This window comes from Streptomyces sp. NPDC053493, assembly GCF_044544825.1.
Classification (GTDB): Bacteria; Actinomycetota; Actinomycetes; order Streptomycetales; family Streptomycetaceae; genus Streptomyces.
Genome location: NZ_JBITXS010000020.1, coordinates 1 through 20,414 on the forward strand (window position 1 = coordinate 1; position 20,414 = coordinate 20,414).

18 protein-coding genes and 1 riboswitch are annotated in these 20,414 nt (G+C 71.5%); of the genes, 14 read left to right on the forward strand and 4 right to left on the reverse strand.

The window, feature by feature from the left end; all coding sequences use genetic code 11:
- The first annotated feature begins 174 nt into the window (after positions 1-174).
- From ACIGO8_RS32625 to ACIGO8_RS32670, 10 genes are all read left to right on the forward strand, one after another.
- The gene (locus ACIGO8_RS32625) at positions 175-783 is read left to right on the forward strand and encodes a CDP-alcohol phosphatidyltransferase family protein (RefSeq protein ID WP_399738218.1); all 609 of its coding nucleotides are present in this window, start codon (positions 175-177) and stop codon (positions 781-783) included.
- A 115-nt stretch (positions 784-898) separates the two neighbouring features.
- Positions 899-3,394, forward strand: a complete 2,496-nt coding sequence (locus ACIGO8_RS32630) for a sugar phosphate nucleotidyltransferase (RefSeq protein WP_399738221.1) — start codon at positions 899-901, stop codon at positions 3,392-3,394.
- A 111-nt stretch (positions 3,395-3,505) separates the two neighbouring features.
- Complete coding sequence (locus ACIGO8_RS32635) at positions 3,506-4,435, forward strand: DUF881 domain-containing protein (RefSeq protein ID WP_399738223.1); 930 nt, start codon at positions 3,506-3,508, stop codon at positions 4,433-4,435.
- Positions 4,432-4,764: a small basic family protein gene (locus tag ACIGO8_RS32640; RefSeq protein WP_015032176.1), complete on the forward strand. Its 333-nt coding sequence runs from the start codon at positions 4,432-4,434 to the stop codon at positions 4,762-4,764. Before ACIGO8_RS32635 ends, ACIGO8_RS32640 begins: the two co-directional genes overlap by 4 nt.
- A gap of 494 nt (positions 4,765-5,258) precedes the next feature.
- Positions 5,259-6,038 carry a DUF881 domain-containing protein gene (locus ACIGO8_RS32645; protein WP_399738337.1) on the forward strand — a complete coding sequence of 260 codons (780 nt, stop codon included), beginning with the start codon at positions 5,259-5,261 and terminating at the stop codon, positions 6,036-6,038.
- Positions 6,039-6,120: 82 nt separating this feature from the next.
- A complete protein-coding gene (locus ACIGO8_RS32650) occupies positions 6,121-7,062 on the forward strand; it encodes an FHA domain-containing protein (RefSeq protein WP_399738339.1) in 942 nt (313 codons plus the stop codon).
- Positions 7,063-7,090: 28 nt separating this feature from the next.
- Positions 7,091-7,834 carry a MerR family transcriptional regulator gene (locus ACIGO8_RS32655; protein WP_399738225.1) on the forward strand — a complete coding sequence of 248 codons (744 nt, stop codon included), beginning with the start codon at positions 7,091-7,093 and terminating at the stop codon, positions 7,832-7,834.
- A gap of 53 nt (positions 7,835-7,887) precedes the next feature.
- A complete protein-coding gene (locus tag ACIGO8_RS32660; protein WP_265866874.1) occupies positions 7,888-8,361 on the forward strand; it encodes a bifunctional nuclease family protein in 474 nt (157 codons plus the stop codon).
- A 163-nt stretch (positions 8,362-8,524) separates the two neighbouring features.
- Complete coding sequence (locus tag ACIGO8_RS32665; RefSeq protein ID WP_399738228.1) at positions 8,525-9,160, forward strand: MerR family transcriptional regulator; 636 nt, start codon at positions 8,525-8,527, stop codon at positions 9,158-9,160.
- 137 nt (positions 9,161-9,297) lie between these two features.
- Complete coding sequence (locus ACIGO8_RS32670; protein ID WP_399738230.1) at positions 9,298-10,704, forward strand: DNA polymerase IV; 1,407 nt, start codon at positions 9,298-9,300, stop codon at positions 10,702-10,704.
- A gap of 90 nt (positions 10,705-10,794) precedes the next feature.
- Here ACIGO8_RS32670 and ACIGO8_RS32675 read toward each other — a convergent pair whose 3' ends face one another.
- Positions 10,795-11,166, reverse strand: a complete 372-nt coding sequence (locus tag ACIGO8_RS32675; protein WP_399738232.1) for a PRC-barrel domain-containing protein — start codon at positions 11,164-11,166, stop codon at positions 10,795-10,797.
- Between the two features lie 114 nt (positions 11,167-11,280).
- Positions 11,281-11,379, forward strand: a riboswitch (glycine riboswitch).
- 178 nt (positions 11,380-11,557) lie between these two features.
- Between ACIGO8_RS32675 and gcvP the strand changes: the two genes are divergently transcribed.
- The gene (gene gcvP / locus ACIGO8_RS32680) at positions 11,558-14,443 is read left to right on the forward strand and encodes an aminomethyl-transferring glycine dehydrogenase (RefSeq protein WP_399738234.1); all 2,886 of its coding nucleotides are present in this window, start codon (positions 11,558-11,560) and stop codon (positions 14,441-14,443) included.
- A gap of 91 nt (positions 14,444-14,534) precedes the next feature.
- Here the strand turns inward: gcvP and ACIGO8_RS32685 are convergent, their stop codons facing one another.
- Together ACIGO8_RS32685 and ACIGO8_RS32690 are read right to left on the reverse strand one after the other, a co-directional pair.
- On the reverse strand, positions 14,535-14,741 hold the full coding sequence (locus tag ACIGO8_RS32685) for a DUF5999 family protein (protein WP_399738236.1): 207 nt from the start codon (positions 14,739-14,741) through the stop codon (positions 14,535-14,537).
- Between the two features lie 366 nt (positions 14,742-15,107).
- A complete protein-coding gene (locus ACIGO8_RS32690) occupies positions 15,108-15,767 on the reverse strand; it encodes a hypothetical protein (RefSeq protein ID WP_399738238.1) in 660 nt (219 codons plus the stop codon).
- Between the two features lie 505 nt (positions 15,768-16,272).
- Here ACIGO8_RS32690 and ACIGO8_RS32695 point away from each other — a divergent pair.
- Both ACIGO8_RS32695 and ACIGO8_RS32700 read left to right on the forward strand, forming a co-directional pair.
- Complete coding sequence (locus tag ACIGO8_RS32695) at positions 16,273-17,790, forward strand: glutamate--cysteine ligase (protein WP_399738240.1); 1,518 nt, start codon at positions 16,273-16,275, stop codon at positions 17,788-17,790.
- Positions 17,791-17,910: 120 nt separating this feature from the next.
- Positions 17,911-18,663, forward strand: coding sequence for a CPBP family intramembrane glutamic endopeptidase (locus ACIGO8_RS32700; protein WP_399738341.1), 753 nt, complete (start codon positions 17,911-17,913; stop codon positions 18,661-18,663).
- Positions 18,664-18,730: 67 nt separating this feature from the next.
- Here the strand turns inward: ACIGO8_RS32700 and ACIGO8_RS32705 are convergent, their stop codons facing one another.
- Entirely contained in the window at positions 18,731-19,540 is an 810-nt protein-coding gene (locus tag ACIGO8_RS32705; protein ID WP_399738242.1) for a PhzF family phenazine biosynthesis protein, read from the reverse strand.
- A 241-nt stretch (positions 19,541-19,781) separates the two neighbouring features.
- On the opposite strand from ACIGO8_RS32705, the gene ACIGO8_RS32710 reads away from it, so the two are divergent.
- On the forward strand, positions 19,782-20,408 hold the full coding sequence (locus ACIGO8_RS32710) for a PadR family transcriptional regulator (RefSeq protein WP_399738244.1): 627 nt from the start codon (positions 19,782-19,784) through the stop codon (positions 20,406-20,408).
- Positions 20,409-20,414 lie beyond the last annotated feature (6 nt).

Consider the following 20,414-nt stretch of genomic DNA (forward strand, 5'->3'; position numbering starts at 1 on the left):
GGGGGACCCTGTGGGAGAGTAGGACGCCGCCGAACAATTTTTAGCCTCAACCCCTGGACCTGGTCCGGGGGTTGAGGCATTTTTGCGTTCTGCCGGACCCCTGTGCGGAACACGTCAGAGGCTGAGGGTAAGGTCAGGGGGCATCGTCAGCCCGTTCCCACAGGAGGCCCCCGGGTGGAGGTCCAGGAGACTCGCGTTCAGACGAACCGGGTGCTCACCATCCCCAACATCCTCAGCATGGCTCGCCTCGCCGGCGTACCGCTGTTCCTGTGGTTGATCCTCCGGCCCGAGTTCGGTGGGCCCAACAGTGACGGCTGGGCGTTGCTCGTGCTCGCGCTCAGCGGTGTCAGCGACTATCTCGACGGGAAGCTCGCCCGGCGCTGGAACCAGATCAGCAGCCTCGGCCGGCTCCTCGACCCGGCCGCCGACCGGCTGTACATCCTTTCCACGCTCGTGGGCCTCACCTGGCGAGAGATCCTGCCACTGTGGCTGACCGCAGCCCTTTTGGCGCGGGAGCTCATGCTCCTCGTCATGGTGGGAATCCTCCGCCGGCACGGCTATCCGCCGCCGCAGGTGAACTTCCTCGGGAAAGCTGCCACTTTCAACCTGATGTACGCCTTCCCGCTGCTCCTCCTCAGTGACGGAAACACATGGGTGGCGTCACTCGCTGAAGTTTTCGGGTGGGCCTTCGCCGGATGGGGTACAACTCTGTATTGGTGGGCAGGGATCCTCTACGTGGTCCAGGTCCGTCGACTCGTGAAGGCGGATACCGCGGCCGACTGAGCCCGTCCGTCCGTGCCGAGCAACGACGCCGGCAGGAACGAGGACGCCCCGTGGCCATCGAACGGACAGGCAAAGTCGGCAGGACCGTCGTCTCTTCAAGGAGGACGCTTCCGACATGAAGGCCGTCGTGATGGCCGGCGGCGAAGGCACCCGTCTTCGCCCCATGACCTCGAGCATGCCCAAGCCTCTTCTGCCGGTCGCCAACCGGCCGATCATGGAGCATGTCCTGCGGCTGCTCAAGAGGCACGGTCTCAACGAGACCGTCGTCACCGTGCAGTTTCTCGCCTCTCTCGTCCGTAATTACTTCGGCGACGGCGAAGAGCTCGGAATGGAGCTCACCTACGCCAACGAGGAGAAGCCGCTCGGCACCGCGGGGAGCGTGAAGAATGCCGAGGAGGCGTTGAAGGACGACGCCTTTCTCGTCATCTCCGGGGATGCGCTCACCGACTTCGACCTCACCGATCTGATCCGCTTCCACAAGGAGAAGGGCGCCCTCGTCACGGTCTGCCTGACCCGGGTGCCCAATCCGCTGGAATTCGGCATCACGATCGTCGACGAGGAAGGGAAGGTCGAACGCTTCCTGGAGAAACCGACCTGGGGCCAGGTCTTCTCCGACACGGTGAACACCGGCATCTACGTCATGGAGCCCGAGGTCTTCGACTACGTCGAGGCCGACGTGCCGGTCGACTGGTCCGGTGACGTCTTCCCGCAGCTGATGAAGGACGGCAAGCCGATCTACGGCTATGTCGCCGAGGGCTACTGGGAGGACGTGGGCACCCACGAGAGCTATGTGAAGGCCCAGGCCGACGTCCTGGAGGGCAAGGTCCAGGTCGACATCGACGGCTTCGAGATCTCCCCGGGCGTCTGGGTCGCCGAAGGCGCCGAGGTCCATCCCGACGCCGTGCTGCGCGGGCCGCTCTACATCGGCGACTACGCCAAGGTGGAGGCCGGCGCCGAGGTGCGGGAGCACACCGTCGTCGGCTCCAACGTCGTCGTCAAGAGCGGCGCCTTCCTTCACAAGGCCGTGATCCACGACAACGTCTACATCGGGCAGCAGAGCAATCTGCGCGGCTGCGTCATCGGCAAGAACACCGATGTGATGCGGGCGGCCCGGATCGAGGACGGCGCCGTCATCGGCGACGAGTGCCTCATCGGTGAGGAATCGATCGTTCAGGGCAACGTGCGGGTCTACCCGTTCAAGACGATCGAGGCCGGCGCGTTCGTCAACACCTCCGTGATCTGGGAGTCCCGCGGACAGGCGCACCTCTTCGGTGCGCGCGGTGTGTCCGGCATCCTCAACGTGGAGATCACGCCCGAGCTGGCCGTACGGCTCGCCGGCGCGTACGCGACCACGCTGAAGAAGGGCTCCACCGTCACCACGGCGCGTGACCACTCCCGTGGCGCGCGGGCGCTCAAGCGGGCCGTCATCTCGGCGCTGCAGGCCAGCGCCATCGACGTACGCGACCTGGAGAACGTGCCGCTGCCGGTCGCGCGTCAGCAGACGGCGCGCGGCAGCGCGGGCGGGATCATGGTGCGTACCTCGCCGGGTGTGCCGGACTCCGTGGACATCATGTTCTTCGACGAGCGCGGCGCGGACCTGTCGCAGGCCGGGCAGCGCAAGCTCGACCGGGTGTTCGCGCGGCAGGAGTACCGCAGGGCGTTCCCCGGTGAGATCGGTGACCTGTCCTTCCCGTCCAGCGTCTTCGACTCGTACACGGGCTCGCTGCTGCGGACCGTGGACACGTCCGGGATCGCCGAGGCGGGTCTGAAGGTGGTCGTCGACGCGTCCAACGGCAGCGCGGGCCTCGTTCTGCCGAGCCTGCTCGGACGGCTCCAGGTGGACTCGCTGACGATCAACCCGGGTCTGGACGAGTCGCGGCCGACCGAGTCCGCCGAGAGCCGGCGGGCCGGGCTCGTACGGCTCGGCGAGATCGTGGCCTCGGCGCGGGCCGCGTTCGGCGTGCGCTTCGACCCCGTGGGCGAGCGTCTGTCGCTCGTCGACGAGCGGGGCCGGATCATCGAGGACGACCGGGCCCTGCTGGTCCTGCTCGACCTGGTGGCGGCCGAGCGGCGCTCGGGCCGGGTGGCGCTGCCGGTGACCACCACGAGGATCGCCGAGCAGGTGGCGGCGTACCACGGCACCCAGGTGGAGTGGACGACGACCTCGCCCGACGACCTGACCCGGGTCGGCCGGGAGGAGTCGACGATCTTCGGCGGCGACGGCCGCGGTGGCTTCATCGTGCCGGAGTTCAGCAGCGTCTTCGACGGGGCGGCCGCGTTCGTCCGGCTGATCGGTCTGGTGGCGCGGACCCAGCTCACCCTGAGCCAGATCGACGCCCGGATCCCGCGGGCCCATGTGCTCAAGCGGGACATCGCGACGCCATGGGCCGTGAAGGGGCTCGTCATGCGCCGCGTGGTGGAGGCGGCCGGTGACCGGTCCGTGGACACCACCGACGGCGTGCGCGTGGTGGAGGCCGACGGCCGCTGGGTGATGGTGCTGCCCGACCCGGCGGAGGCCGTCACCCATCTGTGGGCGGAGGGCCCCGACGACACCTCCGCGCAGGCGCTGCTCGACGAGTGGTCGGCGGTGGTGGACAGCGCAGGTCACTGAGCGGACGGCCCACGGATGAGGCCGGAGAGCCGGGAGGTGCGGGTCGCCGCCTCCCGGCTCTCCGGTGGGGCCATTCGGCGGTAGGCCGTGCGACGTGCGACGATGTGCGGCATGTCGCAGCAGCCCCCCGTTCGGAGCACAGGAACGCCTCCTCCGCGCCCGGACGCGTCCATGTCGCTGCTGAACAACGTGATCGACCACGCGCTGGACGACGGGTACGCGGAGGCCTCGGCCCGGCGCGCCGAGGAGGGCGGCAGGCTGCCCCGTACGATCCGGGCGAAGCTCGGACTCGCGGCCGGCCTGGTGCTCGCCGCCGCCGTGGTGACGCTGGGCGCGGCCGAGGCGCGGGTGTCCGCGCCGGTCGTGGCCAAGGAGCGGCAGGACCTGATCAACCGGATCGAGTCGGAGACCTCGACGGCCGACAAGCTGGAGCAGGACGTCGAGCGGATCCGCGACGAGGTCGGCGAGCGGCAGCGCAAGGCGCTGGAGCAGCACGGCGGCGACCAGGCCGAGCTGGTGGCGCTCCTGTCCGGTGCGACGCCGGTGCACGGTCCCGGCGTGAAGCTCGTCGTGGACGACGCGAAGGGCACCGACTCGGGTGGCGGCGGTCCGCGGGAGAGCAGCGGCTTCTCCGACACCGGGCGGGTGCGCGACCGCGACATGCAGCGGGTCGTGAACGGTCTGTGGGAGTCCGGCGCCGAGGCGGTCGCGATCAACGGGCAGCGGCTGACGGCGCTCTCGGCGATCCGCGCGGCGGGTGACGCCATACTGGTCGACAACAAGCCGCTGGTGCCGCCGTACACGATCCTCGCGATCGGCGACGGGCAGCGGCTGAGCACCGCCTTCCAGGACAGCGCCGACGGTCAGTATCTGCACGCGCTGCAGGAGAACTTCGGGATCCGTACCAGTATCTCGGCCGAGGGCGACGTGCGTCTGCCGGCCGCGCCGAGCCTGATCGTACGTACAGCAGAGCCGAGGGGAGCCGGGGCGGCGAAGGCCACCGGGCAGGCCACGGCCGACACAGGGAAGGGCACATCTTGATCGCCGTACTGGGCCTGATCGTGGGAGTCGTGGTCGGACTGTTGGTCCGGCCCGAGGTTCCGGCGGTGGTCGAGCCCTATCTTCCGATCGCCGTGGTCGCCGCCCTCGACGCGGTCTTCGGCGGCCTGCGCGCCATGCTCGACGGGATCTTCGTCGACAAGGTCTTCGTGGTGTCGTTCCTGTCGAACGTGGTCGTGGCCGCGCTGATCGTCTTCCTCGGCGACAAGCTGGGTGTGGGCGCGCAGTTGTCGACCGGTGTGGTCGTCGTCCTCGGTATCCGGATCTTCTCCAACGCCGCCGCCATCCGGCGGCACGTCTTCCGGGCGTGAGGCCGATGAGCGAGAACGAGGACAGGAACCGGCGGCCGGAGCCGGAGGAGGGCGCCGGGCAGCAGCGCCCCGCACCCGAACCGCGCCCCGAGCAGCAGCCGGCGCCCCGCCCCGAGCAGCAGCCGGGCCCCCGTCCCGAGCAGCAGCCGGCGCCCAGGCCCGCACCGCGTCCGGAGCCGCAGCCCCGGCCGCAGACCGGACCGCCCGCGGGTCCGCAGCCCCGGCCACAGACCGGACCGCCCGCGGGTCCGCAGCCGCGGCCGCAGACCGGACCGCCGGCCGGGCCGCAGCCCCGGCCGCAGGCGCAGCCGCCCGCGGGTCCGCGGCCGACGCCGCAGCCCGCGCACCGGCCGCAGCCGCAGCCGGGCGCCCGGCCTCACCCGCTGCAGCGCCCGCAGCCAGGGCCCCAGCCGCGTCCCGTACCCCAGGGTCAGCCTGGCCCGCAGCCGCAGCCGCAGCCGCAGCCGCAGCCGCAGCCGCAGCCGCAGCCGCAGGTGCCGCCTGCGCCGCAGGCCGGTGCGGGGGCCGGTGCGGGAGCCGGGGCCGGGGGCGGAGTGACCGGGCGGCAGCGGCTGGCCGCCAGCCTGTGGCCGCCGCGGGTGAGCCGTGCCCAACTCGTCGTCGCCCTGCTGCTGTTCGTGCTCGGCCTCGGGCTCGCCATCCAGGTGCGGTCGACCAGCGACAACAGCTCGCTGCGCGGCGCGCGCCAGGAGGACCTGGTGCGGATCCTCGACGAGCTCGACGACCGCACGCAGCGCCTGGAGGACGAGAAGACGCGTCTGGAGAACCAGCGCTCCGAGCTGGAGTCCAGCTCGGACCAGGCCGAGGAGGCCCGTAAGCAGACCCAGGAGAAGGAGCGGCAGCTCGGCATCCTGGCCGGCACGGTCGCCGCCGAGGGCCCGGGCATCACGCTGACGATCACGGACTCCACCGGCGCCGTCGAGTCCGACATGCTGCTCGACGCCATCCAGGAGTTGCGGGCCGCGGGCGCGGAGGCGATCCAGGTCAACGACGTGCGCGTGGTCGCGGACAGCTATTTCTCCGGCAGCGGGCGCGACATGCGGATCGATGGAACGGAGGTGGCCGCTCCGTACGTCTTCAAGGTCATCGGCAAGCCGGAGGATCTCGAGCCCGCGCTCAACATCCCCGGCGGCATCGTCCAGACACTGGAGAAGGAGCAGGCCACGGCCAGGGTGGAGCGTTCCGGGAAGATCGTGGTCGACGCCTTGCGACCTGCGAAGCGGCCTGACTACGCTCAGTCGTCCTCGCAGTGAGGCGGGCCACGGTGACCGTCGCGCGGCAAGGGCATGACCTTGCGGGGGGTCGGCGCACCACAACGGTGGTGCGTGGTGGAAACTGTCGAGTGGCTACGGACGTTGTGAAGATGTCCGGGTCGGCAGGTGTGTTCAGTCAGGGTTCGTCCTGCCCCACGGGCGGGTCTGTTTCGGTCAAGGGGAATCGCCCGTGAAGTTGTTTGCGAAGTTGTTCGGCAAGAGCGGACGCGAGGACGGCGGCAACGCCCGACACCGCGCGCCGCGTCACACCCAGAGTGAGGAACAGGGCGCGGAGCGCCCGCTCTTCCGCGACGAGGTCGGTGGCCAGGGAGGCGACATTCCGGGCGCACCGGGCGCGTCGTCTGTTGACCCTGCCGGTGCCGCGCGCATAGGTTTCGGAGAACCATCAACCTCAGGTGCGGGTGGAGGGTTTGCCTCCGACCCGTACGCGACCCAGACCTCCGCGGGTCAGCCGCGACAGGAGGACGCTGGCATGCCGGTGTGTACGAGGTGCGGTCACCGCAACACGGCGGACAGCCGTTTCTGCTCCCACTGCGGCGCTCCGCTGCGCGGTGGTGTGGCGCCGGAGCGCGCTTCCGAGACGACGTCCACGATCTCCATCTCGGGGCTCGAGGCGTACGACTCGGAGGTCACCGGCCAGACCGCGCTGCCCTCGCTGTCGGCGGAGGCCCTCGCGGCCGTCGAGGCGCTCCCGTCCGGTTCGGCGCTGCTGATCGTGCGCCGCGGCCCGAACTCGGGCAGCCGCTTCCTGCTGGACGGCGAGCTCACCACGGCCGGCCGGCACCCGCAGAGCGACATCTTCCTGGACGACGTGACCGTGTCGCGCCGTCACGTGGAGTTCCGCCGCCAGCCGGACGGCACCTTCACGGTGTCGGACGTCGGCAGCCTCAACGGCACCTACGTCAACCGGGAGCCGATCGACTCGGTCGTGCTCTCCAACGGTGACGAGGTGCAGATCGGCAAGTACAGGCTCGTGTTCTTCGCGAGCCAGCGGGGCGTGTGACGCTCCAAAGCACCTTCAGGGAAGGTCCATGCTGCGTACACCGACGGGCGGTGCCGGTCTCGGCACCGCCGCCGCGGACGACCGGCTGGTGAGCATCGGTTCGGTGCTGAGCCAGCTGCGCGACGAGTTTCCCGAAGTGACCATCTCCAAGATCCGGTTCCTGGAGGCCGAGGGGCTCGTCGAGCCCCGGCGGACGGCCTCCGGCTACCGCAAGTTCAGTCCGCAGGACGTGGAGCGCCTCGCGCAGATCCTGCGGATGCAGCGGGACCACTACCTGCCGCTCAAGGTCATCCGCGAGCATCTGGACGCCCTCGCCCGGGGCGAGCAGATCAGACTTCCCTCGCCCAGCCCCCAGCGCGACCTGCTCGACGGGGCCCTGGAGGAGGAGGCCGACCGTCCGACGGCGTCGCGGGTCGGCCGGGCCGAGCTGCTCGCGGCGGCGGAGGTGAGCGAGGCCGAGCTGGCCGAATGGGAGTCGTACGGCCTGGTCGGCGAGGCCGACGGCGGCGGCTACGACGCCGAGACCGTCACCGTGGCCAAACTGGTGGCGGACCTGGGTCGATTCGGTCTGGAGCCGCGGCACCTGCGGTCCGTCAAGGCCGCCGCGGACCGGGAGGCCGGGCTGGTCGAGCAGGTGGTGGCGCCGCTGCGCCGGCACCGTAATCCGCAGACCCGGGCCCATGCGGAGGCCACCGCCAAGGAGCTCGCCGGGCTCTCCGTACGGCTGCACGCGGCACTGGTCCAGACCGCGCTCGGACTCCGTCTGCAGTGATCTCCGGCCGGCCCGACTACCCAAACCGGTCGGGCACGTCCTAGGGTTGCTGTGTGAACGAGCTCGACGTTGTGGGTGTCCGGGTGGAAATGCCCTCCAACCAGCCGATCGTGCTCCTGCGGGAAGTGGGAGGCGACCGCTACCTTCCCATCTGGATCGGACCGGGGGAGGCGACCGCGATCGCCTTCGCCCAGCAGGGCATGGCCCCGGCCAGGCCGCTGACGCACGACCTCTTCAAGGACGTCCTCGAGGCCGTGGGGCAGGAGCTGACCGAAGTCCGCATCACGGACCTGCGCGACGGGGTCTTCTACGCCGAGCTGGTCTTCGCCAGCGGTGTCGAGGTGAGTGCCCGGCCGTCCGACGCGATAGCGCTCGCCCTGCGCACCGGCACGCCGATCTACGGCAGTGACGGCGTGCTGGACGACGCGGGCATCGCGATTCCGGACGAGCAGGAGGACGAGGTGGAGAAGTTCCGCGAGTTCCTCGACCAGATCTCGCCGGAGGACTTCGGGACCGGTAACCAGTAGGCGTAACCGGCACCGCGGAACCAGTAGCCTTTCCCCGGAGAGGGGCACGTGAAACCACTCTCAGGGTGATTATCACTCGGCGTGCCGAGTGTGGCGATCGTTGACGCACCCCGAGTGACTGCCTACCTTCGTGTGGGCAGGTCAAGGACGGAGGGTCGGCGTGATGAGCAGCGGCGACGGTACGGCAGGGGGCTTCCTGGGGCGTGCCTCCGGGGAGAAGGGCCCGTATCCGCTTCACGGCAGTGTGGGCGACTCCGCTACGGACGTGAGCGCGGGCCCGGGACCCGCCGCGGACGTGGCCACGGAGGCCGTGGGCTACCGCGGCCCGACCGCCTGCGCGGCCGCCGGCATCACGTACCGCCAACTGGACTACTGGGCGCGCACCGGTCTCGTCGAGCCGAGCGTGCGGCCCGCGTACGGCTCCGGGACGCAGCGGCTCTACAGCTTTCGGGACGTCGTCGTCCTCAAGATCGTCAAGCGTTTCCTCGACACCGGCGTCGCGCTCCAGAACATCCGCGCCGCGGTGCAGCACCTGAGGGCCCGTGGCTTCCGCGACCTCGAGCGCATGACGCTGATGAGCGACGGCGCGACCGTCTACGAGTGCTCCTCGCCCGACGAGGTCGTCGACCTGCTCCAGGGCGGGCAGGGCGTCTTCGGCATCGCGGTGGGCGTGGTGTGGCGGGACGTGGAGGCGGCGCTGTCGCAGCTGCACGGCGAGCGCGTCGACACCGGCGAGACGCTGATCGGGCACAACCCGGCCGACGAGCTGGCGCGCAGGCGCCGGGACAGGGCCGTCTGAGCCGTACGCGTGGGGACCGGAAGGGTATGCGGGGCGGCTCGTGGGCGAGGCGGCGGCCTGGGCCGGATTCGGGCGCGTACGGGCGGTGGCACGGGTGTGCGAGCCGATTGTCAGTGGCGTAGGGCAGCATCGGAACCGTGAGAGCCGCGCCCACGATCCTGCATCTCGACATGGATGCCTTCTTCGCCGCCGCCGAACAGGCGTCGAAGCCCAGCCTGCGCGGAAAACCCGTGGTCGTGGGCGGGCTCGGGCCGCGCGGCGTGGTCGCCACCGCCTCGTACGAGGCGCGGCGCTTCGGGGTGCACTCCGCGATGCCGATGGCCCAGGCGCGCCGGCTCGCGCCGAACGCCGCCTATCTGGTGCCCCGCTTCGCCTTCTACCGGGCCATCAGCGGCCAGGTCATGGAACTCCTGGGCCGCCTCTCGCCGCTCGTGGAGCCGCTCAGCCTCGACGAGGCCTTCGTCGACCTGGAGGCCGGGGGAGTGGCCGACGACGGCGCGAGCGCGCGGGCGGCGGGTGAGCGGCTGCGCCGCGACATCCTCGCCACCACCGGGCTGACCGGCTCGGTCGGCCTGGCCGGCTCCAAGATGCTCGCGAAGATCGCCTCGGAGGAGGCCAAGCCCGACGGGCTCGTGCTGATCGAACCCGGCACGGAGCGGGAGCTGCTCGGACCGCGGTCGGTACGGATCATCCCGGGCGTCGGCCCGGCGACCGGTGAGCATCTGCGGCGCGCCGGGATCACCACCGTGGCGGAGGTCGTCGAGGCGGGCGAGGACGAGCTCGTACGGCTCCTGGGGCGGGCGCACGGGGCCTCGCTGTACCGGATGGCCCTCGGGTACGACGACAGGCCCGTGGTGGCCGAGCGGGACGCCAAGTCGGTCTCCGTGGAGGACACCTTCGACGTGGACCTGCACGACCGGCTGCGGATCCGGATGGAGGTCGAACGGCTCGCGGAGCGGTGCGTGGGCCGGCTGCGGGGCTCCGGGCACTCGGGGCGGACGATCGTGCTGAAGGTGCGGCGGTACGACTTCTCGACGCTGACGCGGTCCGAGACGCTGCGGGGGCCCACGGACGACGTGGTGGTGGTGCGGGAGGCGGCGGCGCGGCTGCTGGAGGGCGTGGACACGACGGGTGGCGTGCGGCTGCTGGGCGTGGGCGTGAGCGGGCTCGCGGACTACACGCAGGAGGATCTGTTCGCGCAGGCGGAGGCGGCGGGAGCGGCGGGAGCGGCGGGGCCGGACGGGGTCGTGGAGGCGGCGGAGGCGGGGCCCCGGGTGGAGGAGGCCGCGGAGGTGCCGGGCGCGCCTTCTGCGGCCACCGAGCCCGCCGCCGAGCGGCGCTGGGCGCCCGGCAACGACGTGCGGCACGCGGTGCACGGGCCCGGGTGGGTGCAGGGCAGCGGGGTCGGGCGGGTCACCGTCCGCTTCGAGGAACCGACCTCCGCACCGGGCCGCGTCCGCACCTTCCCGGTCGACGACCCGGACCTCGAGCCCGCGGACCCGCTGCCCCTGGTCCCGGGCGGCGCGACGGGCGCCGCCGCGTAGCCGCCCTGCGGGCGGGTGGACCGACCTGCGCGGTCGCCGGTGGTCGGCGCTCGGCCGGGTGGGTGAGAGGGACCGCGCGGCGGAGAGGCGTCAGGGCTCTTCGTGGCCCGCCAGGTGGCCGAAGTCGTGGTCCGGGGGCGGGGGCGCCGGAGGGAGGGTGAGGTTGTAGTGGCGGTAGAGCTGGAGTTCCTGTTCCGGGGACAGGTGCCGGCCGACGCCGAAGTCGGGAGCGTCCTTGATCAAGGAGCGCTCGAACGGGATGTGGAGGCCGTCCTCCACCAGTTCGCTCGGCTCCAGCGGGACGAACGCGTCCCGGCTGAAGAGGCCGGTGCGGACGGCGGCCCATTCGGGGACGCCCGTCGCGTCGTCCAGGTACACCTCGTCGACGGTGCCGATCTTGTTCCCGTTCCGGTCGTACGCCTTGCGGCCGATCAGGCTGCGCGGATCGATATCGGTCTGCACGGTCCCTCCAACTGGTCGCAACTGCTCTACAACCCCTACGAAAGTGCACATCTGGGATGTCGGCCACTTGAGCGATGAGAGAAGGAACGGCGCTGGTAGGCTGGCTGTGGCCGTCGACCCCGCGCGGGAGAGTCCTCCGGAGAAAGCTTTCGGAGGCGCCGAAGGAGCAAATCCTCCCCGGAATCTCTCAGGCCCCTGTACCGCGTGGACGAGGTCACTCTGGAAAGCAGAGCGGGTGTCGGACGGCATCCGCTCTCACCGACGGTGAAAGCCGGTCCTCCGCAAGGCGGGCCGGTGAAGCTCTCAGGTTTGGATGACAGAGGGGGAGGCCGTCCGGGCACCCGCGCCGTGGTGCCCCTCGCAGGTCGTGACGACCAGGAGGCCCCCGTACATGACCGCCAACCGCACTCCGCTCTCCGAGCTCGAGCAGGGCATTCCCTTCGAGCAGCGGCATATCGGACCCGACGCCGAGGCGCGGGCCAAGATGCTCGCCCAGGTCGGTTACGGCTCCCTGGACGAGCTCACGGCCGCCGCCGTGCCGGACGTCATCAAGAACGCCGAGGCCCTGAAGCTGCCCGGCGCCCGCACCGAGGCCGAGGTGCTGGCCGAGCTGCGCGCGCTCGCCGATCGCAACCAGGTCCTCGCGCCGATGATCGGCCTCGGCTACTACGGCACCTTCACCCCGCCGGTGATCCTGCGCAACGTCATGGAGAACCCGGCCTGGTACACGGCCTACACGCCGTACCAGCCGGAGATCTCGCAGGGCCGCCTCGAGGCGCTGCTCAACTTCCAGACCGTGGTCGCCGACCTGACCGGTCTGCCCACCTCCGGCGCCTCGCTGCTCGACGAGAGCACCGCCGCCGCCGAGGCCATGGCGCTCTCCCGCCGCGTGGGCAAGGTGAAGGGCGGTGTCTACCTGATCGACGCCGACGCCCTGCCGCAGACCATCGCCGTCATCGAGACCCGCGCCGAGCCGACCGGTGTCGAGGTCGTCGTCGCCGACCTGAGCGCCGGCATCCCCGCCGAGATCGCGGAGCGCGGTGTCTTCGGCGTCCTCCTGCAGTACCCGGGCGCCTCCGGTGCCATCCGGGACATCAAGCCGGTCATCGACCAGGCCCACGAGCTCGGCGCGATCGTCACCGTCGCCGCCGACCTGCTCGCCCTCACGCTGCTCGCCTCGCCCGGCTCGCTCGGCGCCGACATCGCGGTCGGCACGACCCAGCGCTTCGGCGTCCCGATGGGCTTCGGTGGCCCGCACGCCGGCTACATGGCCGTCCAGGACAAGCACGCCCGCTCGCTGCCCGGCCGCCTCGTCGGCGTCTCCGTCGACGCCGACGGCAACAAGGCCTACCGCCTGGCCCTGCAGACCCGCGAGCAGCACATCCGCCGCGAGAAGGCCACCAGCAACATCTGTACGGCCCAGGTGCTGCTCGCCGTCATGGCCGGCATGTACGCCGTCTACCACGGCCCCGAGGGCCTCAAGGGCATCGCGCGGCGCACCCACCGCTACGCCGCGATCCTCGCCGCGGGCCTGCGCGCCGGAGGCGTGGAGCTCACCCAGGGCGCGTTCTTCGACACGATCACCGCCCGCGTCCCGGGCAAGGCCGACCAGGTCGTCGCCGCCGCCCGCGAGGCCGGTGTCAACCTCTACCGCGCCGACGCCGACCACGTCTCGATCTCCTGCGACGAGACCACCACGCGCGCCCAGCTCGCCGCCGTCTGGACCGCCTTCGGCGTCACCGCCGACGTCGAGGCCCTGGACGCCGCCACCGAGGACGCGCTGCCCGCCGACGCGCTGCGCACCGACGCGTACCTGACCCACCCGGTCTTCCACGCGCACCGCTCCGAGACCTCGATGCTGCGCTACCTGCGCAAGCTGGCCGACCGCGACTACGCGCTCGACCGCGGCATGATCCCGCTCGGCTCCTGCACCATGAAGCTGAACGCGACCACCGAGATGGAGTCGGTGACCTGGCCCGAGTTCGGCCAGATGCACCCCTTCGCCCCGGTCGACCAGGCGCAGGGCTACGTCACGCTCATCACCGAGCTCGAGGAGCGCCTCGCCGAGGTCACCGGCTACGACAAGGTGTCGATCCAGCCGAACGCCGGCTCCCAGGGCGAGCTGGCCGGTCTGCTGGCCGTCCGCGCCTACCACCGCGCCAACGGCGACCTGCAGCGCACGGTCTGCCTCATCCCGTCCTCCGCGCACGGCACCAACGCCGCCTCCGCGGTGATGGCCGGCATGAAGGTCGTCGTCGTCAAGACGGCCGAGGACGGCGAGGTCGACGTCACCGACCTGCGGGCCAAGATCGAGCAGCACCGCGACGAGCTCGCCGTGCTGATGATCACCTACCCGTCCACCCACGGTGTGTTCGAGGAGCACGTCTCCGAGATCTGCGGCCTGGTGCACGAGGCCGGCGGCCAGGTGTACGTCGACGGTGCCAACCTCAACGCCCTGGTCGGCCTCGCCAAGCCGGGCCACTTCGGCGGCGACGTCTCGCACCTGAACCTGCACAAGACCTTCTGCATCCCGCACGGCGGCGGCGGCCCCGGCGTCGGCCCGGTCGCGGTCCGCGCGCACCTCGCCCCGTACCTGCCGAACCACCCGCTCCAGCCCACCGCGGGCCCGGAGACCGGCGTCGGCCCGATCTCGGCCGCCCCGTGGGGCTCCGCGGGCATCCTGCCGATCTCCTGGTCGTACGTGCGCCTGATGGGCGGCGAGGGCCTCAAGCGCGCCACCCAGGTGGCCGTACTCGCGGCGAACTACATCGCCAAGCGCCTGGAGCCGCACTACCCGGTGCTCTACACCGGACCGGCCGGCCTGGTCGCCCACGAGTGCATCGTCGACCTGCGCCCGCTGTCGAAGTCGACCGGCGTCAGCGTCGACGACATCGCCAAGCGTCTGATCGACTACGGCTTCCACGCGCCGACCATGTCGTTCCCGGTGGCCGGCACGCTGATGATCGAGCCCACCGAGTCCGAGGACCTGGCCGAGCTCGACCGCTTCTGCGACACGATGATCGCGATCCGGGCCGAGATCGAGAAGGTCGCGTCCGGCGAGTGGCCGGCCGACGACAACCCGCTGCGCAACGCCCCGCACACCGCCGCGGCGCTGGGCGGCGAGTGGAACCACGCGTACAGCCGTGACGAGGCGGTCTTCCCGGCCGGTGTGTCGACCGCGGACAAGTACTGGCCGCCGGTCCGCCGCATCGACGGCGCCTTCGGCGACCGCAACCTGGTCTGCTCCTGCCCGCCGCTGGACGAGTACGACAACTGACGCCTTCGGCCGGCGACGGCCACGGCGCGATGAGGGCCGGTCCGGAGAACTTCTCCGGGCCGGCCCTCGGCCGTTCCCTCGTGAGCGGCGCTCAGGCCGCCGTGGTCACACCGGCCGGCGTCAGCGGCCGGTGCGGCGCGATGACCTGCCCGTCCGGCAGCAGCTCACCGGTGTCCTCGAACAGCAAGACCCCGTTGCACAGCAGGCTCCAGCCCTGCTCCGGGTGGTGCGCCACGGGTCGGGCGGCCTCCCGGTCGGCGGAGTCGGCGGTGGGACAGGCAGGCTGGTGCTGGCACATGGGTGGATTCTTTCGCTGCGTCGAAGTGGATGTCCTGCGGCTCTTCGTAGGCATGGCCGCCCCCGTCGGTCGGTTCGGTTCCGGTCCCCAGTCTTGCCCCATGGACGGGCTTCCGCAGGGATTTCGCGTCAGCTCGTCCTCTCCTGGGAAGACGCATCACCCGCAGGGGCGGTTCAGGTCAACCTCCCTGTCCCTTCGGGGGGTTCGGGGTGGCCCAGGTGGGCTAGTCCGATCGGGAGCGGCCTCGGACGGCCGTGCGCCCCGGGACCGGAAGGCCCCGGGGCGCGGACGGATGTGCGGTGGACCGGTGTCCGTACGGTGGCGGTGGACGGGTGTCCGTACGCTCGCGGCGGCCCGTCGCGTGGATCAGGCGGGTGTCGGCTCGCCGAGGGCCGCGGAGCCGAAGAGCGGCGGCGGCGAGAGGCGCGGCACGATCACGGGCAGCAGATCGGCGACCCGGTAGGGACGGTTGGCGGCGATGCCGGGCGGCGCGGGCGCGAGCGGCACGAGCAGGTCGTCCGGCCCGGGCTCGGTGGTGGCGCCGTCCGCCTCGGTGTCGGTGTGCAGCCACAGGGTCAGCATGTAGAGGCCCGGGACGGAGAGCAGCCGCGGCTGGTACGCGGTGGGCAGCGCCTCGGCCTGGATCAGGGCCCGCTCGGTGGCCGAGACGTAGGGCCCCTCGAAGAAGTGGGAGAAGGACCAGCCGTCGGGCGTGAGCATGGTGTCGGCGGCGGCGATCGCCCGGTCCCCGTTCCTGATCAGGAAGCGCCAGCCGGCCAGCCGGGTGCGCGGCGGCTGATGCTGTCCGGCCACGCCGGTGACGTCACCGGTCACGCCGGGTACGCCGGCCGCTCCGGGCGCCCCGGTCACGCCGAGAACATGGACGGGCAGCGGGAGTTCGGGGCTCAGCGGTCCCTGTGCGGCCCGCAGGGCAGGTGTTCGGGGCTCGCGGACCGCGGTGGGCGATCCGAGGGCCGCGAGAACACTGCGGAGGGCCGGCGCAGGGGCCGGGGAGGGTCGGAGCATGGTGGGTCGCCTCTCACTCAGGAGACACGGTGATGCTGGGCGGGTACGACGGCGCTGTCAGCGACGGGGCCAGAGAGGGGGGCCATGGGTGGCATGGCCGTACGCCAACACTCTGCCTCGTGCGCGGAGTTTATACGACACGTGTTCACACAGTGTTTCCGGTAGGCGCCGCCGATATTCCTGACAAGGCGTCATTCAGACGTATTCCCAGGCTGATTCCATGGAATGCGTGCGTCCGGCGGAACTCTCGCCTGCGGTTTCCGTGCCGGAGCGGTCGGCCGAATCTTGACCCCGGCCACTCCCGTACCTCGAGAACACGTACGGAACAATATGACATTGGTATATGTCGATTGCCTCGTGCCCGCGGAGACTGCCCCGCGGAACGCGCACCAGAGTATCCGGCAACACCTCACTCCCGCAGGCGTTGTCGATCAGTCGGTGGGGCATCATGGTCCGAGACGCTCGCGGCCGTCGTGGCGGCTGCCCACTCGGGAGGGACGCTTCGATGGGGGAGAAGGTCGTGGCCGACGGGTTCGGCCCGTCCGACCGTCAGCGCTACCGCAGGAAACTCCAGCAATGTCTGGCCGCTCTCGCGCGGCTGCTCGCGGAGAAGCGGTTCGACCGGCCGCGCAATCTCATGGGCCTGGAGATCGAACTCAATCTCGCGGGTGACGACGGCCTGCCCAGGATGCTGAACGCGCCGGTGCTCGACCGTATCGCCAGCCCCGATTTCCAGACCGAACTCGGAATGTTCAACCTGGAAGTGAACATCGCGCCGCACCGGCTCGACGGTCACGTTTTCGACCGGCTCGCGGAGGAACTCCGTACCGGACTGGGATATGCCGACCGCAAGGCCGCGGAAGTCGGCGCCGGCGTGGTGATGATCGGAATACTGCCGACCCTCACCCAGGACGACGCGGTCCTCGCCAACCTCTCCGCCGCCGACCGCTACACGCTCCTCAACGACCAGATCCTGGCCGTGCGCGGCGAGGACTTCACCCTCGACATCCAGGGCGTCGAGCGGCTGCACTGCACCTCGTCCTCGATCGTGCCCGAGGCCGCCTGTACGTCGGTGCAGCTGCACCTCCAGGTGACCCCGCCGCGCTTCGCCGCGGTGTGGAACGCGGCACAGGCGATCGCCGGCGTGCAGATAGCCGTCGGCGCCAACGCGCCCTTCCTCTTCGGCCGGGAGCTGTGGCGGGAGTCCCGGCCGCCGCTGTTCACCCAGGCCACCGACACCCGCCCGCCCGAGCTCCAGGCCCAGGGCGTGCGCCCGCGCACCTGGTTCGGCGAGCGGTGGGTGGACTCGGTCTACGACCTGTTCGAGGAGAACCTGCGCTACTTCCCGGCCCTGCTGCCGATCTGCGAGGACGAGGACCCGCTGCGCGTCCTGGACGAGGGCGGCGTGCCGAGGCTGGGCGAGCTGGTGCTCCACAACGGCACCGTCTACCGCTGGAACCGCCCCGTCTACGGCTGGGTCGACGGCGTTCCGCACCTGCGGGTGGAGAACCGGGTGCTGCCGGCCGGGCCGACCGTGACCGACGTCATCGCCAACGCCGTCTTCTACTACGGGCTCGTACGGGCGCTCGCCGAGGAGTCCCGGCCGGTGTGGAGGCGGATGGACTTCGCCGACGCCGAGCACAACTTCGACACCGCGTGCCGCCACGGCATCGAGGCGGAGCTGCGCTGGCCCCGGCCGGGCCGGGGCGGCGGAGTCGCGGCCGTGCCGGCGGTACGGCTCGTCCTCGACGAACTGCTTCCGCTGGCCGCGGCGGGCCTGGACGCCTGGCACATCGAGCCGCGCGACCGGGACTTCTACCTCGGTGTGATCGAGGAGCGCTGCCGGCGGCGCGTGAACGGCGCCTCCTGGCAGGCCGACACCTTCCACCAGGCCCTGGAGTCCGGCCTGGACCGCTCCGCCGCGCTCGCCGCGACCACGCTGCGCTACCGCGAGCTGATGCACACCGGCGAGCCGGTGCACACCTGGCCCGTGGGGGTCGAGAGCGGGGTGCCGGCCCGGTAGGTAGGGTTCCCGTACCCGCACGACGATGGGGAACGGGAGACAGGTGTGGTGTCGGAGCAACGAGTGGTGGACGCTTCCCTGCCTCCGGACGGCCTGCCGCGCCGGATCCTGCGCTCCGAGATGCTGCTCGTGCTCGCGCTCTCGCTCGGCGCGAGCGCGCTCTCCGCGCTCATCAGCTTCATCGGCTCGCTGACCAAGCCCGGCTCCCTGAAGGAGCAGGCCGCCACGCTCAACGGCTCGTACGCGCCGGGGCGGCCCTGGCTCGACCTGGCCTGGCAGCTCTTCGGCATCGCCACCGCGCTCGTGCCGGTCGCCCTCGTCGCGCACCTGCTGCTGCGCGAGGGCCTGGCGGCGCGGGCGCTGCCGGCGGCGCGCGGCCTTCGCGTGATCGGCTTCGACCGCGGCAGGCCGTGGCCCGACCTCGGGCGCGGCGCCCTGGTGGCGGCCGGCATCGGCAGCGCGGGCCTGGCCTTCTATCTGGCGGCGCGGGCGTCCGGGTTCAACCTCACCGTGGTGCCGGAGTCGCTGCCGGACGTGTGGTGGAAGTATCCGGTGCTGATCCTCTCGGCGATCCAGAACGCGGTGGTCGAGGAGGTGATCGTCGTCGGCTATCTGCTGCGCCGGCTCGACGGGCTGGGCTGGTCGCCGAAGGCCTCGCTCGCGGCCAGCTCCGTGTTGCGCGGCTCGTACCACCTCTATCAGGGCGTCGGCGGCTTCGTCGGCAACATGGTCATGGGCGTGGTGTTCGTGTGGCTGTACCGGCGCTGGGGCCGGGTCGGGCCGCTGGTGGTGGCGCACGCGCTGCTCGACATCGTGGCCTTCGTCGGCTACGGGCTGCTCGCCGGGAAGGTGGACTGGCTGCCCACCGTGTGAGCACGGGACCTTCAGAAAGGGGCGTACGGCATCGGCCGTACGCCCCTCGCGTGTGCCGGGGCCGTGCTCAGGCGTGGAGTTCGCCGTCGATGACGGTGACCGCGTGGCCGTTCAGCAGGGTGCGGTCGCCGCGCAGCCGGGTGCGCACGAGGCCGGTGCGCGCGCCGCCCTGGAAGCCGGTCAGCTCGTCGCGGCCGAAGCGGGCGGACCAGTACGGGGCGAGGGCGGTGTGGGCGCTGCCGGTGACCGGGTCCTCGTCGATGCCGACGGCGGGGAAGAAGCCGCGCGAGACGAACTGGTAGTCGCCGTCGGGACGCTCGGCGACGGCGGTGGCGATGATCCCGCGCTCGGAGAGGGCGGCCAGGGCCGCGAAATCCGGGGTGAGGCCGCGCACGGTGGCCTCGTCGGCGAGTTCCACCACCAGGTCGCCGATGTGGGCGGCCGTGTCGAGGACGGCGACGGGTTCGGCGCCCAGCGCCTTCGCGAGGCCCTCGGGCGCGGGCACGGGGGTGAGGGAGGAGGTCGGGAAGTCCAGGGTGATCGTGCCGTCCGCCTCGGCGGTGGCGATCAGGACGCCGCAGCGGGCGGCGAACCGGACGGTGCCGGTCGCGATGCCGGTGCTGTGCAGCACATGGGCGGTGGCCAGGGTCGCGTGGCCGCACATGTCGACCTCGGTGGCCGGCGTGAACCAGCGCAGCGCCCAGTCCGCCTCGCCACCGGGCGGCAGCGGGTGGGCGAAGGCGGTCTCGGAGAGGTTGACCTCGGCGGCGACCCGCTGGAGCCAGGCGTCCTCCGGGAAGGCGTCGAGGAGCAGGACTCCGGCCGGGTTGCCGGCGAAGGGCCGGTCGGTGAAGGCGTCGACGATTCGAATCCGCATGGTCCGCAACGTACCGGACCGGGAAAACCGCAGGCCAAGGCCAATTCGGCGCGACTGGACCGATCCGGCCCGCCGCCGAATGATCCGGTCGCTGATCCCTCTGGCGGGCTGCGGCGCGGGCCGGGCCGGGCCGCAGCCACCCGGGTCCGTGTTCGGTCGCCCTTGCTCAACGAACTGTCCCGATATATCGTTGAAGCATCGCGACAGTTCAACGATGGAACCCGATGGAAGGAGCGTTGCGATGCGTACCTACGGACACGAATTCGGACACGGCCACGGCCCGGGTGCCGGACGCGGGAACTGCGGACCCGGCCCTCGCGGAGACTTCGAGGGACGGCGGGCCGCTTTCGGCCCCTTCGGGCCGGGCTTCGGCGGCGGGCCCTGGGGCGGCGGCTTCGGCGGACGGGGCCGCGGCGGCGGTCGCGGCCGGGCGCGGCGCGGCGATGTGCGCGCCTCGATCCTGGCCCTCCTGAAGGACCGCCCGATGCACGGCTACGAGATGATCCAGGAGATCGTCGAGCGCAGCGGCGGGGCGTGGAAGCCGAGCCCCGGCTCGGTCTACCCGACCCTGCAGATGCTGGAGGACGAGGGTCTGATCGGCAGCGAGAGCGAGGGCGGCAAGAAGCTGTTCACGCTCACCGACGCCGGGCGCGCGGAGGCCGACGCGGGGCCGGACGCCCCGTGGGAGGAGGCCGGGCGCGGCGTCGACTGGGACGCCGTGAACGAGATCCGGCAGGCCGGCTTCGGCCTGATGGAGGCCTTCGGGCAGGTCTGGAAGACCGGCAGCGCGGAGCAGCGGCAGAAGGCCGTCGAGGTCATCAACGAGGCCCGCAAGAAGCTGTACCTGATCCTGGCCGACGAGCACTGAGCGGTC